Consider the following 15,736-nt stretch of genomic DNA (forward strand, 5'->3'; position numbering starts at 1 on the left):
CCGAGACGCTTTAAGGTTACCATCTACAACGATGATTTCACCACGATGGAATTTGTAGTAAATATACTTACCACCATCTTTTATAAATCACCGGCGGAAGCCGAAGCATTGATGCTGAAAGTACACCAAAGCCAATCGGCCGTAGTGGGCATTTATTCGTTTGACATTGCCCGCTCTAAAGTTCAAAAAGCCACACGTATGGCACGAAACGAAGGTTTCCCGCTTCGACTTACCGTTACACCGGAAGAAGAATAAAATTCAAGAAAAAAAATGGATATACAAAATACAATAGCCGTAAACCAGGCTCTCGCTTCTGCACAACATAAGGCCATTCAGTATCGGCACGAGTTCATCACTCCCGAACATCTTCTAAGCGCGTTTATGGAACAAATTCCCTTTGTAAACGCTTTGGAAGAATTTTGCTTTGACGTTCACCAATTCTCTCTCGCCATAGAAAATTATCTTATAGAAGACATGGAAAGAGTCCCCAAAGAACTAGAATACGAATTGGAAATTTCATCCCAACTTAGCGACCTACTGCAACATGCCTATCTAGTGACCGACTTTTCGAGTGCTGAAAAATTGGATGTACCCCATCTCGTACAAGGCATGTACCAATTGGAAGACTCTCAAGCATGCTTCTTATTGAAAGACGTTATCAGCGAAGAAATACCAGAGTTTATAAGCTCGCTTATCTCCAATTATGAAGATACCGAACAAGACGAGACCGCTGAATCATCCATACAGGAAAAAAGCGAACCTTGGCGTAGCTATGTAACCTGCCTCAACGACCGTCTTCAAGACCATAACCCACTTATCGGACGCAAAGCCGAACTGGAACGAACCATACAAGTACTCTGCCGTAAAGAGAAAAACAACCCGCTCCATGTCGGAGAGCCAGGTGTGGGAAAGACCTCTCTAGCTTACGGACTGGCAGCCCGCATCGAAGCAGGCGACGTTCCTGAGCGACTTCTTGGTTGCCACATCTACGAACTGGATTTAGGCAATCTGATTGCCGGTACACAGTATCGGGGAGACTTTGAGAAACGCCTGAAAACCATTATGGAAGGTGTGTGCGGCGAAGGAAATGCCATTATCTATATCGACGAAATACACAACCTGATAGGTGCCGGACGTACCGGAGACGGTTCCATGGATGCCTCCAATATGCTCAAACCTTATCTGGAAGGAGGAGATATCCGTTTTATCGGTTCTACTACTTACGAAGAATTCAACCGTTACTTCTCCCGCAGTAAAGGTCTGGTACGCCGTTTTCAACAGATTGACATCCAAGAACCGAGCATCGAAGAAACCATAAACATTGTAGAAGGTCTGAAAGAGAAATACGAAGCCTTCCACGGAGTAACTTACGATCCCGACGTCATTTCATACGCCGTAAAAGCAAGCGCACGTTACATCAACGACCGCTTTCTGCCCGATAAAGCCATTGATCTGATAGATGAAGCAGGAGCCTATCGCGTTTTACATCCTTCTTCTACCCAGACACAGATCGTTGACAAAGCTCTGATTACCGATGTGCTTGCCCGGGTCTGCAAAGTAGATGCACTAGCCATGAAGGAAGAAGACACTGCTACATTGGAAACATTGTACGAACGTATCGGCTCTAAGATTTACGGACAAGAGGAAGCCGTTCGTCAAGTAGTGGAAGCCGTGCAAATGTCCAAAGCCGGACTGCTGGATGAAAACAAACCGTTGGCAAGCCTGCTCTTTGTAGGTCCCACCGGAGTTGGAAAGACCGAAGTAGCCAAAGTTTTGGCAACCGAACTAGGCATCGCCCTGCAACGTTTCGACATGAGCGAATATACCGAAAAGCATACGGTTGCCAAACTGATCGGTTCCCCCGCAGGCTATGTAGGCTATGAAGACGGTGGATTACTGACCGACGCCCTCCGTAAAACTCCCCACTGTGTACTATTATTGGATGAAATAGAGAAAGCGCATCCCGACGTCTTCAACATCTTGCTGCAAGTAATGGATTACGCCGTACTCACCGACAACAAAGGAAGAAAAGCCGATTGCCGTCACGTAGTGCTTATCATGACCTCCAATGCCGGAGCACAATTTGCCCGTCAAGCTTCTATCGGCTTCAGCAGCCAGATAACAGCGGGTGAAGCCATGCTGAAACAGGTAAAGAAAACCTTCAAACCGGAATTCATTAACCGCCTGTCCGCTACAGTAGTCTTCCATGATATGAATCGGGAAATGGCGACACTCATCCTCGACAAGAAGCTAGGTGAACTAAACAGTAAACTGGCAGCCCGCCAAGTAGAAATGCTACTGAGCAGTGAGGCACGTGACTGGTTATTACAAAAAGGATTCTTGCCCGAATATGGTGCCCGCGAAATGGATCGAGTAATAGCTTCGCACCTGAAACCATTGCTGATGCGTGAAATCTTATTCGGTACGCTCAAAGTCGGTGGAAAAGTTTGCGTAGAAGTTGAAAAGAATAATTTAATTCTGAGAAAAGAACGGTAACCGCATGGTTTATCAATTAACTAATAAACTCTCCTTCCCCGATCCCCACTACGGAGATCCTGATGGAATGCTTGCTGTAGGTGGTGACCTTTCGATAGACCGCCTCCTCCTGGCATATTCCAATGGGATATTTCCATGGTATGCTTTCAAGGAAGGTATGATACAGTGGTGGTGCCCCATGGAACGCTTTGTAATCTTTCCGAATGAAATTCATATCTCCCACTCCATGCGCACACTCATTAACAAAGGAATATATCAACTTACTGTCAACAAAGCCTTCCCAGAAGTAATACATGCCTGTGGCGAATCACGAATGGATATGGAAGGCGCCTGGCTGGGTCGCGAAATGATGGATGCCTACATCCGTTTGCACGAACAAGGTTTTGCAGCCAGTATAGAAGTGTGGGAAGAAGAACGACTGGTTGGTGGCCTTTACGGAGTGACCATAGGCAACTGTTTCTTCGGTGAAAGTATGTTTTCACTGGTACCCAGCGCATCAAAATTGGCTCTTATTCATTTGGCGCAGTTCTTACAAAAGCATGGCGGTACATTGATAGATTGCCAGTTCGAAACACCGCACTTGAAGTCAATGGGCGGTAGATTCATTAGTTACGAAGAATATATGGAGCTTTTACAAAAGTAATCACCTTAAGAAATATTTATCCCTAAAAACAAATAATATCTCACGAATATGAAAAATAGAATATTTTACACCCTCATCACCTTCCTATGTTTGTTCCCTGCTCTCCTCCAAGCGCAGTCTAGCAGCCTCACGATGCAATTAGAAAATGCCATCAAAGGCAAAAAAGCAGAAATTGGAATTGCGGTTATTCTGGATGGAAAAGATACCATAACTGTGAATAACAATGCCAGGTATCCACTAATGAGCGTATTCAAGTTTCATCAAGCGCTGGCACTGGCCGATTATATGAGTCAACGGAATATACCTTTGGATACCCGTTTACACATTAAGGCTTCCGATTTGAAGCCAAATACTTACAGTCCGCTACGAGATAAATATCCACAAGGAGGTATCGACCTAAGTATTGCCGAATTGTTGGAGTACACCCTGCAACAAAGTGACAATAATGCTTGCGACATTCTATTCCATTACCAAGGTAGTCCTGAATCAGCCAACAATTACATCCATTCTTTAGGAGTTGATTCCTGTTCCATCGCTTTCACCGAAAATGATATGCACGAAGATATAAACCGCTGCTACCAGAACTGGAGTACACCTCTAGCTGCTGCTCAAGTGCTGGAAATATTTCTTAATCAACCTCTTTTTGGTAAAACCTATAAAGACTTTATCTATCAAACCATGACAGAATGCAAAACCGGTGAAGACCGTTTGTTCGCCCCCCTATCCGGCAAGAATGTAATTATCGGTCACAAAACAGGTACCGGAGATAAAAATGCTAAAGGTCAACTGATTGCTATCAATGATATCGGTTTTGTTATTTTGCCTAATAAACACATGTATAGTATAGCTGTTTTCGTGAAGAACTCAGAAGAAAATCCCAAAGTAAGCACCGAGATCATTGCAAATATTTCACAGATAGTCTATGAATATGTCGACGGACTTCAGTAACTTTGTCTTCTATAATATAGAATAATCATGGCCGATAATTATCTTGAAAATCAATACGAGCAATACCAGGCACGCAAGGCGGCTTGGGAGAAAGCAAAGAAATCAGGTAAGATACAAACGCAGCAAAAGCCTACACCTCTCCAAAAACAATCGGGAAAGAAAGTTTTCATAACCGGAGGTGCCGAGGGTATTGGTAAAGCTATTGTAGAAGCTTTTTGTAATCTTAATTATCAGGTAGCTTTCTGTGACAAAAATGAGACTAAAGGACAACAAACAGCCCAAGCAACCGGAGCACAATTCTATCCCGTCGATATAAGTGACAAAGATGCATTAGAGCTTTGCCTGCAAACCTTATTCAAAGAATGGGGAGATATTGATATAATTATCAACAATGCCGGCATCAGTGAATTTTCTCCCATCACGGAAACGAGCGTAGAGACTTTCGATAAAATATTGTCCGTGAATCTACGCCCTGTATTCATTACTTCACACGCTCTGGCAGTACACCGGAAAAGCCAAAATAGCACGAATACCTACGGAAGAATCATTAATCTCTGTTCCACGCGCTATCTGATGAGTGAGCCGGGCAGTGAAGGATATGCAGCATCCAAAGGTGGGATTTATTCATTGACACATGCGTTGGCTTTATCGCTTGCAGAGCTACGTATCACAGTAAACTCCATCTCGCCGGGCTGGATTGAGACACACGATTATGAACAATTACGAGCTGAAGATCATTCACAACATCCTTCCGGTCGAGTTGGCAAACCGGAAGATGTTGCACGTATATGCATATTCCTTTGTCAAGACGAAAATGATTTCATCAATGGCGAAAATATTACTATTGACGGAGGCATGACAAAAAAGATGATCTATACAGAGTAACGAAAGGGCTCAAAAACAATTAGCATTATGAATACTGAAACCAATCGCATAGAATACAAACAGCACCTCACCGAAGATTTAGAAAAAGAGGCAGTTGCCTTTCTGAACAATCAAGAAGGAGGAGTTATTTATATAGGAGTCTATAAAACAGGAGACCCCATTGGAGTGGCCGATATAGACACCGATATGCTAAAAATAAAAGACCGCCTTAGAAATAACATCATGCCATCTTGTATGGGACTATTCGATGTTGCCGTTGAAAATATCAATTCGGTCGATGTCATCAAAGTCACATTTGCCAGTGGCACCGAAAAACCTTACTACATTAAGAAGTTAGGAATGTCCGAAAAGGGTACATTCATCCGTGTTGGTACGGCAGCAGAACCGATGCCTGTAAGAATGATTGAGTCTTTGTTTGCCAAACGTACCCGGAACTCAATAGGCAAGATAAAATCTCCCAAACAAAACCTAACTTTCGAACAACTCAAAATTTACTATGAAGGAGCAAACAAAACATTAAACCGCCAATTTGCCCCCAATCTCGAATTGCTGACCGAAGAAGGTGTTTACAATTACGTGGGTTACTTATTGTCCGACGTAAACAGCATGTCCATGAAAGTAGCAAAATACAATGGTCTCGACCGCGTAGACTTAACCGAGAACAATGAATATGGTTACTGCTCGCTAATAAAAGCTACAAAACAGATATTGGACAAGATTAATGTAGAAAACAAGACATTGGCCAAAATCACCCACAAAGAACGAGAGGAAAAGAAACTTTGGAATCCGGTTGCCTTACGTGAAGCCATCATCAACGCAATAGTTCATAACGACTACACTTCCGAAATACCTCCCAAGTTTGAATTCTTTAACAATAGAATTGAGATTACATCGTTCGGCAGTTTGCCTCAAGGAATCACCGAAAAGGAATTTTTTGAAGGATACTCCGTTCCTCGTAATAAAGAGTTGATGCGCGTATTCAGAGATTTAGATTTAGTAGAACACTTAGGTTCGGGAATTCCCCGCATATTGAGAAGCTATGGAAAAGAGTGTTTTGTCTTCACAGAGAACTTCTTGAGAATGATTTTTCCGTCTTCCGAGGAGGTTACCCCGCAAGTTACCCCGCAAGTCACCCCGCAAGTCACCCCGCAAGTCAATGAACTGACCAAGGTATTGAATTGTGATATGAATAGACAAGAAATACAAGCAAAACTCAACCTTTCCGACAGAGAATATTTCCGTCTAAACTACTTAAAGCCAGCATTAGAAATGGGAATAATAGAAATGACAATACCCAACAAGCCCAATAGCCGGATGCAAAAATATCGTCTGACTGAGAAAGGTAAACAAATGAAGTCATTCAAATAATTATAGAATTGATTGAATGAGCTTCTTCATCTTATATTCATCTTTGCAACATTATGCTACACCGTTTCACAACTTCCATTGCTGATATTCCATTGCCGGAAAGATTTACCTATCCTTTCTGCTATACCCCTCATCCGCTATGTATACTGGCGGCGGAAGAAGTTCAGAGTTATCTCAGCAGGCAAAAAGATTGGGAAGAAGAATTGAAACAAGGTAAAATGTTCGGAGTATTGGTAGTACAAACGGAAGAAGGAGAAATTGGTTATTTAGCTGCATTCTCCGGCATTCTGGCAGGCAAAAATAGACACTCGTTCTTTGTCCCACCAATATATGATTTGTTACAACCGCAAGGATTCTTCAAAATAGAAGAAGAGCAGATATCCCAAATCAATGTACGAATCATGCAGTTAGAGGAAGACGAAACTTATCAAAGTCTGATTACCCAATTATCAGCACTGCAGCAAGCCGCACAAGAAGCTTTAGATGAAGCAAAACAACAACTAAAAACAGCCAAAAAGTATCGGGAAGAATGTAGACAATCCAAAACTCTCACTCCCGAAGAAGAAGCTAAACTGATACGCGAAAGTCAATTCCAAAAAGCTGAGTACAAACGTATGGAACGTATCTGGAAAGAAGAAATATCTCCCCTACAAAATCTTATAGCCGCCCACGAAGACAAAATACAACAGTTAAAGTCTGAGCGGAAAACACGCTCCGCTAATCTGCAACAACAATTGTTTGAACAATTCAGAATGCTGAATCGTCGGGGAGAAATCAAAACACTCTGTGAAATTTTCGAGCAGACTGTTCAGAAGACCCCACCTGCCGGAGCAGGCGAATGCGCAGCTCCTAAGTTACTGCAAGAGGCTTATCTGAATGGCTGGAAACCAATTGCTATGGCAGAATTCTGGTGGGGCACCTCTCCAAAAACAGAAATACGCCGACATGGGCAGTACTATCCTGCATGCAAAGGAAAGTGTGAGCCCATCTTGAACCACATGCTGCAAGGGCTTGATATAGAAGAAAACCCAATGCTTAAGAGCATGCAGAATGCTTCCTTGGAACTTGATATTGTTTACGAAGACCCATGGCTGGTAGTTATCAATAAACCGACAGGTATGTTATCTGTTCCTGGGAAAGAAGATACAGTATCTGTGTATAGCTTGATGCATAAAAAATACCCCGATGCAGATGGACCAATGATAGTACATCGCCTCGATATGGCAACATCCGGTCTGCTGATTATAGCCAAGTCCAAGCGTGTACACCAGCATTTACAAGCACAATTCAAGAGCCGAACAGTGAAGAAGCGTTACATCGCCCTACTCGATGGGCTTGTTCCGCAAGACAAAGGAACCATTGAGTTACCTATCTGCCTGAATCCGCTCGACCGCCCCCGTCAAATGGTGCATGCAGAATATGGTAAACCTGCCATTACTGATTTCCAAGTTTTAGATCGTAAAGACAACTGTACCCGCATTGCCTTCTATCCATGTACTGGGCGTACTCATCAACTCCGTGTACATGCTGCCCATCTGCTTGGGTTGCATTGCCCCATTGTAGGTGACGAACTGTATGGAAAGAAAGCGGATCGTCTGTATCTGCATGCCGAAGCACTGGAGTTTGTACATCCTCTGACAGGAGAAATAATAAAGATTAGTAAAGAATCAGAATTCTAAAAACAACCGCATTGAATGTGTATTCAAGAGTGACCATGTGCAACCTTAACATCCGGCAAATTCAACAACTTCTCAACCGTCGACACAGAAAAGGTAAAACCGGCTTCAAGTAATCGTGAAGGACGTACATTCTGCCCTTCCAGCAACATGTTGCTTCGTTCGCCAAAAAGACAACTAAATACTATACCTGGTACGGGTAAAGTAACCCATGCCCTATATGCCTTAGCTAATGCATGAGCCAAATGCTTTTGAGTAATTTGCTGCGGTGAAACCAAATTATAAACGCCTTTCGCTTTTTCTTTCTCCATCAAGAAATGAATCGCTTTGCAGACATCCTGCAAAGCTATCCACGGAAAGGCTTGTTTGCCTGTACCTATTACAGCAGAAACCTTTGTCCGTATCAAAGGAGTTACCATCTCTTGCATAGCTCCACCATCAAGAGCCAAGACGACTCCGAAACGCGTGATAACTACCCGCATATCTGAAGGGCATTTCTTCGCTTCCGCTTCCCATTCTCTACAAAGTGATGCCAAGAAACCTTCGGCAACCACATCATCATGTTCGTCAAACTCTCCTTCTGAAGGATAATACCCCACGGCAGAGGCAGAAATCATAAGTCCCGGTTTTCGATTAGCAGACTTCAATGCACACACCAGGCGAGATGTCGTACCAATACGACTATTACATATAGCATCCTTATACTGAGGAGTCCAACGTCGGTTGATAGTAGCACCTGCCAAATTAATTAGTACATCACAATCTTCTAATATTTCAACCAATTGTTGAAAATATTCTTCACACAAAAGTCCTCTTCCTAAAGGAACGATTTGATAATCAAATGCTGCCAGATAATCCGACAGATGCTTCCCAATGAAACCGGACGCCCCGGTAATTGCTACCCTCATGATAATTATTTTCTCATAATAACAAAGAAGCAGAATTATTAGTTCGCACCCTTAATCACTTAGATTACTCCAAACTACGTAGCAATTGTATCTCTTCAGCCCAAAGTGATTCATCCGGTGTCTCCAGAATAATGGGCATATCGTCAAAACGAGAATCCTTCATAAAGCGTTTAAAAAAATCCATTCCAAGCAAGCCTTTTCCTATGCTGTCATGTCTATCCACATGGCTACCTAAAGCTTTCTTTGTATCATTTAAGTGGATGCCACGCAAATAGTTAAATCCCACTGTTGCATCGAATTCTTTGAATACATTATCATAATCAGCTACAATATCATAACCTGCAGAATAAGTATGGCAGGTATCCAAGCAAACTCCAACGCGGGTCTTATCTTCTACACGGTCAATGATATATCTCAACTGCCAGAACTCATTTCCTACATTACTACCTTGTCCGGCAGTGTTTTCAATAACAGCCGTAACTCCACGGGTCTTACTCAAAGTGATATTAATAGACTCAGCTACTTTATCCAAACAAGCTTCCACAGAAATCTTATTCAAATGGCTGCCCGGATGAAAGTTCAGTAACTTCAAACCGAGTTGTTCACAACGTTGCATCTCATCCAGAAAGGCAGCACGGCTTTTTTCCAACCCCTCAATCTCAGGATGCCCCAGATTTATCAAATAACTGTCATGGGGTAAAATGTAACGAGAATCAAAAGCATACTTTTCACAGTTCTCCTTAAAAAGTTCAATACTCTCCTCAGCCAAAGGTTTCGCCACCCACTGACGCTGATTCTTTGTAAACAAGGCAAAAGCATTTGCCCCTATTTCATGAGCATTGACGGGAGCTGCTTCTACTCCGCCACTAGCTGATACGTGTGCACCTATAAATTTCATAAATCTATAATGTTTAGTTATTAATGAAACTATTCTCTCATGAATTCCCACTGAGATGCTTTCATATCCACACATCCATTCCGCCTGAATTTCACACCCTCTTCCTCCAGCAAGACTCTCTGTTCAAGCCAGAAAGGTGCCAGTCTTCCCTGGCTGTTCACTACCCGATGGCAAGGTAAATGTAACTCCGGAGGAACGTTATGCATAGCCTGTCCTACCATACGCGAACATAAAGGTTTACCTATAAGATAGGCAATCTGCCCATACGTTACCACTCGTCCCGGAGGAATAGCAGAAACTACATTATACACTTCCTGCTGAAAAGTATCTTTATCCATGTGATATTGTTTTCAGGACAAAGATAAAACAAATTATTGCTATTCTCCAATCTTCACTTCATTCATATCCGTAATAATCCGGGCACGAATTGAACTTCTAAGAACAGTACCACCTAGGTTGATAGGGCTAAGAGGAGTTCCGATACCGTAGAATCGGTTGGCTACAATTGGGAAGCGGTAGATACCTTGCGGATCTATAACTCCCGTACCATTACCAGGCGACGAATTAGAATCATCCGTTCCGGCAAGAGTAACACGGTTTGAGCGTATAATTGTACCTGTAGGACTTATCAATTCCACTCTCAGCGTGTAGTCATTGGCGTTCACTGGGGCAGGAGCAGGAACAGGTAGTACATACGAGCCTTTCGACAACATCATCACTGGAAGTGTGCCGACCGGAACTGGTATTTCTGCTAAAACCTGCCCTCCGCTTGTAACCACCGGATTTAGTATATAATCTGCGAATACAGGCGTTTGACTGCGTTGGATAAGTGGTACACTCTTGTTCTGCGACGTATACAGACTGATGCGTATACTGCTAACAGTAGTACCGCTGATACTGGTCGGAACATTAGTGAACCATCCCATCACACCGGCTACCCGGCGCCATAGGTTAACATTACCTTGCGTACCGTAAGAACTGGCTGTCAGGGTAGTGGCACCGGCAAACAACTCGGCCTGACGCATATTCGTCCATGTGGCAGATTCGGTACCTGCCAACGTTGCGAAAGCGTTTCCCAGTTGAGTCATCCCGACTACAATAGCTCCCGGATATCCGTAAGTAACAGGTGACATATCATCCATCCCTACTGCCAGGAAAGTATATGAATTTCCGTTAACCAGCCCCTCATACTTCACGTGATAGTTCATTGACGAAGTAACTGTAGGCGGAATATTGCCGAAATGAGCCGACCAACCTACATTCTCGGATGCCACACAAATAGCAGTGGGACTCGTACCGTTGAAGATATAAAGCTGGATTGCCGTTACGTGTTGCACATTACCCGACCCCGGCAAGGTGGTGCGAGTACTTGGGCCCTGACTACGGGTAGCATCGGGAGTACTGCCCGTATTATCCGCATCGGCAACAGACAAGTCACCCGTCACGGTAAAGTTAAGCACTACATCCCCTGCCTTTCCGCCCGGAGTATCGGGAACAACCTCGTCCAATGCATCATCACCTTGGCAAGCTGTCATCAACAGTGCCGATAGGAACAATGCACCAAGTACATATCTTTTGAATCTAAAGCGTCTCATAAGAATTAAGAATTATCAGTTTCTAACTAAATAAAAGCGGCCTACATGCGAAGACATCGTACCTGCGTCCACTATAACTTCTGAACCCGAAAGCGGAGTACGTTTGTTCGTTTCCGTATCTAGCAACGACCAGTTTTTCCAAGTATCTCCATTGGCATGAGACAATTTCAGCTTTACCTGTCCGGGCGTACGCAGATTGAAACCTATAGGAATGCGTTCGGCATCGTTGAGTTGCTGTATATCCAGAGCTTTCTCATTTGCAATACTGTACACAGCGATAGTCGGAACTACCTCATTGTCAAGCAATATTTCCGAATCCTCCTTCGGATTGAAAGCAACACGTGCAGACGGATGGAGACGGATGATGCAACTGGAAGAAGTATTACCTACACTAGCTGTCAGAACCAGCGTCGGGCGTCCCGTACTGATAGCACGTGTCTGAGTTGCAGCAGTTGCACTACGCAATAGCCCACCGGAACCCGGAGCCTGTGTCAAAGCAGCAGTAGTAAAACGTATAGGGAGCGTCAGTGAAGGAGTCGCCACAGTAACAAAGACCGATTGCATCGGTGCAATATACTGGAAATTTGTTCCGTTGCTCACTAATTGTCCGTCGGCTTTGATAACAGAATTATTTGTATTACCGTCATACACCTTGACCGAAGTTATCAACGGATTGTCCGTCATAAACTGACTGATGCTGAGATGCGACATAAACGGATTGCCTACGATGAAAGTTGTACCTGCCACCTTGTTTGTAGCACCCACTGTTAGAGGGAAGGTGACAGAACCACTGCTATTCTCGTAGATAAAGCGTCCTGGAAGGGTACGTGTCAGCGTTTCACTATATGAAGAGCTGGAGCCCGACAGATTGAAATAGGTAAACTGTGTGTGCACCTTCGGAAAGCGGAACGTAAGCGTGCTAGCCGATGCAGATTCTTTGTCAGCAAGCATCGAGAATCCCATACCAAGGCCGTACGCCTGGCTCAAAGCATTGAACGGAGGTGTCCAGTTCGTATTGTCCGGAGTCACGGAGACTGGGGTCAGTGTACCACCGGTGAACTTCTGTCCGGGTGCGTCGTGGCTCCACAAACGTTGGTAGACGCGTGGACTGAAACGGTTTTCAGGTGAAGTCGAAGCATTCAGTACTGTGAAAGTTGGATTGTTCTGGGTACCGTTCATAGCACCAGGTATAAACATATCCCCCGTGAACATAGCCTTCAATGGGGCAGACAACATATAGTAACGTCCTGCTTGTAATGCCATCTCTACCCATGCCTGTGCATAATTAAGGTAGTGAGTATTCACAATCTCGGCATTCGGGGCGAAGTGAAGGTTATTACAATAGTTAGCTGCACTCTGCAATAGCACAGGATATTGCGAAGCATTGGATGGGATAACAACATCCGTACATTGCCACGGGCTACCATTCGTCCAGTTTGCCCAAGTATTCCAATCGGTAGAGGTCGGACTGGTCTTCCAGGTGGTGCTCAATGGGTGCACAGTTGCATGAATACCATTATAATAGAGATTTGTACCGGCAGCGTCGTAGATGGAAATATAATAATCTCCGGCAGGTACATTGCTCAAAGTAAACGTTTGGCTTGTCAGAGTAACCGTAGTATTGGTCACCGCATTACCGTTGGCTACATTGTACATGCGTAGCAGATAACTGTTACCGTTCGTACCACCATTCACAGTGATAACAATCGGTGTGCCTTGGCAGACGTGAGAGGTCACATTGACCAGGTCGATAGTCTCACCCGTGCTTGGAGGAGCATCGGCACAGTCGGGTATCCCGTCGCCATTACTGTCCGGACGGGTATAGATTCCTGCCAACTGAATTTGCTTCACAGCGTTGGCAACTCCTGTCAATGTAATGCGTGCTTCGTCGAAAGGCGCGCTCGACGGGGTCGTTTCGAGGTATTGATTTCCGTTGTTACTGATAACGTTGAGTCCCAATACACCGCCGTTTCCGGTACTTCCTACCAATACACCGCCATTATAAAGGCTTATAGTAGTCCATCCTATCACGTCTGCTCCCAGCACACCTGCCGGAGTAGCTACAATAAAACCTACGGGCTGTTTCTGATTTATTTTGTTGAATTTCACAGCCACAGTGACTGTTCCCAATACATTCGTTGTATTGATGGTTGAATAAGTGTTGACATCCGAATCGATCAGGTTGCCCAAGTCGAGGAAAGAAGTCGCCACATTAGCAACATCCGTAGTGCCTGTTGCGGCATAGTTAATGCTGGCTCCGTAACTTGCCGGAGTCATCAGTTGCATACAGGCTTCTGCCGGACTGCCACTATAACAAGAAGCGCTGGCATTTTCCCAGAAAGGGTAATAGATACGGAAAGCACTCAGGTTCAGGTTGAGCAAGCCAGCTGTCCAAAGTTCGATGGCATCAAACGTCTGGTTGGTATTGACCGATAGACGTACTTTGCCCCCATTGTCACCAATCAGTCCGGCAGAGATAGCACTATTGCCATCGGCAGTACTTTCAAATACCTTCACCCCGTTGCGATAAAGGCGGATGACAAAGAGCTTGAGCACATTGGCATTCAACAGTCCCGATGAAGTCTGTACAACGAACCCCGCCCGGATATTACTTTGAGTAGCATTAACGGGTTGGGTTGCGCTAGTCTGTATGCCCACTATAGAAGTGTTGGCAGCCAAGCTCAGTACATTATTATAGGTGATATAGTTATCCGGATTACTGTCTATCAGATTGTTCTTTCCTGTAAAGGAAGTACCTTCGCCGGCACAGAGCAGACATCCTCCTCCCGTAGGACCATAAACGGATGCACCGTTGCTGGCTATGGTAATCATATTGTTACATACCGACGTGTCACCTACGCCGCTGGCATTACGGGTAATGGTGGCGGTCTGCGTATAAGTTGTACCATCGGTACCGGTATAAGTCCCGGTCACAGTATAAGCACCATTAACAGTCATACCTGTTATCATGTTACTACTTATGGTTGGAGTAGATCCTGTAGGACCTGTGACGGTATAAGCAACACTTCCTGTGGTTGGAGTGAACAGTTGATAAGAATTACCGGTAATAGTGGCGTTACCTAGTGCAAAGTAACTGGAAGCATCAACTACTATCGGATCGCGCACAAAAGCATAATTGATAGTGGTAGCACTCAGGTTGACATTGATACCCGAGAACTGGATTTTGACTTGCGAGGCCGGTTTCTTCAGTATCATACTGATTTGCGTACCTCCGGTTTGTACTGCCGATAAACCTAGCAAGCTGCTGATGGTCACTTGTTCTTGCTGGTTACTTGAAGCATCATACGTGGTGAGTATGGTGCTACCCAACAAACCAATATTCGCCAGCCCAAGGCTTGAGAGATTGAAACCGACTTCGGCTCCAACGGGTATTGTTTGCCCGAAGTTAATAGTGGCGCGAGGTTGGAATAAGCCTCCTATTAAACCAAATGTAGGACCATTTGCTACATTAGCATCTATCAGTTGGCCACTGTTTGGTACAGTGGTCCACGTCAAATCGAGGAGAGTATTATCATGTACCGATACTCCACTCGTGAAGTAAGGGTTAGTTGTTATAGCAGGTTGTATGGGGTTATCACCTACGAAGGCGTAGTATAGGCTCAAGGCACTCAGTACAGTAGCCGAAACTCCGTACATGCCCAATTTTATTTCATCAAAGTCTTTTGTAAAGGTGGTTGTAAAGGAAAGTGCCTGCTGAGTACCATTGTTAGCGGCACCGGCAAGGTCTAGTTGTAAGGCCGACACCGCTTGTGTGTCGCTACCTTTCATTTCCTGGAAGACCCCTTTGAGATAGGTTTTCAAATAGAAACCTTTCAGTACATTGAGGTCGATTAAGGAAACGTTACTCAACGAGTAGACGAATCCTGCTACTTGTCCTCCTGCATACGTGCGGTTGACGTCGCGAACGGAGGCTATTTCGTTGCCTACAAGTTGGGCATTGGTTACACCGCCGAATGAGGCGGAGTTAGTGATGTCGGTATCGAGCATATTAGCGATACCTGAGTTACTGGATAGTACGGCTATCAGTGCGTTCGACATATCATCCACGATACGTCCTTGACCTACCAGGGGTATCCTTCGGTTGGCAGTCCACGTAGCACCTCCATCGGTGGTGGTAAGAGCAGAAGTGGATGCAGCGAAGGTAGTGGCACCTTTCGAAGAAATATCGGCTTCGGGAACTGTAAAAAGATCTTCGTCCTGACAAGCGGATAGTCCGAAGAAGAAGGCGTAAATGATGAAGATATGTTTCGTTTTCATTGCGATAGAGCTTGTTTAAAAAGAAGTTTGAGAAGGTGTGT

The 15,736-nt window shown here is 44.4% G+C and carries 12 protein-coding genes; 7 read left to right on the top strand and 5 right to left on the bottom strand.

Annotated features, from left to right (window positions below):
• The 7 genes from Q1W14_RS17695 to Q1W14_RS17725 all read left to right on the top strand — a co-directional run.
• Positions 1-255: ATP-dependent Clp protease adaptor ClpS (locus Q1W14_RS17695; protein ID WP_300703792.1), on the top strand; the 255-nt coding region annotated here is incomplete at its 5' end.
• Positions 256-270: 15 nt separating this feature from the next.
• Positions 271-2,496, top strand: a complete 2,226-nt coding sequence (locus Q1W14_RS17700) for an AAA family ATPase (protein ID WP_300703794.1) — start codon at positions 271-273, stop codon at positions 2,494-2,496.
• Positions 2,497-2,500: 4 nt separating this feature from the next.
• A complete protein-coding gene (gene aat, locus Q1W14_RS17705) occupies positions 2,501-3,139 on the top strand; it encodes a leucyl/phenylalanyl-tRNA--protein transferase (protein WP_300703795.1) in 639 nt (212 codons plus the stop codon).
• A gap of 48 nt (positions 3,140-3,187) precedes the next feature.
• Positions 3,188-4,087 carry a class A beta-lactamase, subclass A2 gene (bla, locus tag Q1W14_RS17710; protein WP_300703798.1) on the top strand — a complete coding sequence of 300 codons (900 nt, stop codon included), beginning with the start codon at positions 3,188-3,190 and terminating at the stop codon, positions 4,085-4,087.
• Positions 4,088-4,114: 27 nt separating this feature from the next.
• Complete coding sequence (locus Q1W14_RS17715) at positions 4,115-4,972, top strand: SDR family oxidoreductase (protein WP_300703800.1); 858 nt, start codon at positions 4,115-4,117, stop codon at positions 4,970-4,972.
• 27 nt (positions 4,973-4,999) lie between these two features.
• Positions 5,000-6,340, top strand: a complete 1,341-nt coding sequence (locus Q1W14_RS17720; RefSeq protein WP_300703802.1) for a Fic family protein — start codon at positions 5,000-5,002, stop codon at positions 6,338-6,340.
• A 53-nt stretch (positions 6,341-6,393) separates the two neighbouring features.
• Complete coding sequence (locus Q1W14_RS17725; RefSeq protein ID WP_300703805.1) at positions 6,394-8,019, top strand: RluA family pseudouridine synthase; 1,626 nt, start codon at positions 6,394-6,396, stop codon at positions 8,017-8,019.
• 23 nt (positions 8,020-8,042) lie between these two features.
• Here the strand turns inward: Q1W14_RS17725 and Q1W14_RS17730 are convergent, their stop codons facing one another.
• The 5 genes from Q1W14_RS17730 to Q1W14_RS17750 form a co-directional block, all read right to left on the bottom strand.
• A complete protein-coding gene (locus Q1W14_RS17730; protein ID WP_300703807.1) occupies positions 8,043-8,924 on the bottom strand; it encodes a TIGR01777 family oxidoreductase in 882 nt (293 codons plus the stop codon).
• A 64-nt stretch (positions 8,925-8,988) separates the two neighbouring features.
• The gene (gene nfo, locus Q1W14_RS17735) at positions 8,989-9,822 is read right to left on the bottom strand and encodes a deoxyribonuclease IV (RefSeq protein ID WP_300703810.1); all 834 of its coding nucleotides are present in this window, start codon (positions 9,820-9,822) and stop codon (positions 8,989-8,991) included.
• 29 nt (positions 9,823-9,851) lie between these two features.
• Positions 9,852-10,160: an MGMT family protein gene (locus tag Q1W14_RS17740; protein ID WP_300703813.1), complete on the bottom strand. Its 309-nt coding sequence runs from the start codon at positions 10,158-10,160 to the stop codon at positions 9,852-9,854.
• Positions 10,161-10,199: 39 nt separating this feature from the next.
• Entirely contained in the window at positions 10,200-11,417 is a 1,218-nt protein-coding gene (locus Q1W14_RS17745) for a FimB/Mfa2 family fimbrial subunit (RefSeq protein ID WP_300703816.1), read from the bottom strand.
• Between the two features lie 15 nt (positions 11,418-11,432).
• Entirely contained in the window at positions 11,433-15,695 is a 4,263-nt protein-coding gene (locus Q1W14_RS17750; protein ID WP_300703819.1) for a hypothetical protein, read from the bottom strand.
• Positions 15,696-15,736 lie beyond the last annotated feature (41 nt).

It is taken from the genome of Bacteroides sp. (assembly GCF_030151085.1).
Classification (GTDB): domain Bacteria; phylum Bacteroidota; class Bacteroidia; order Bacteroidales; family Bacteroidaceae; genus Bacteroides.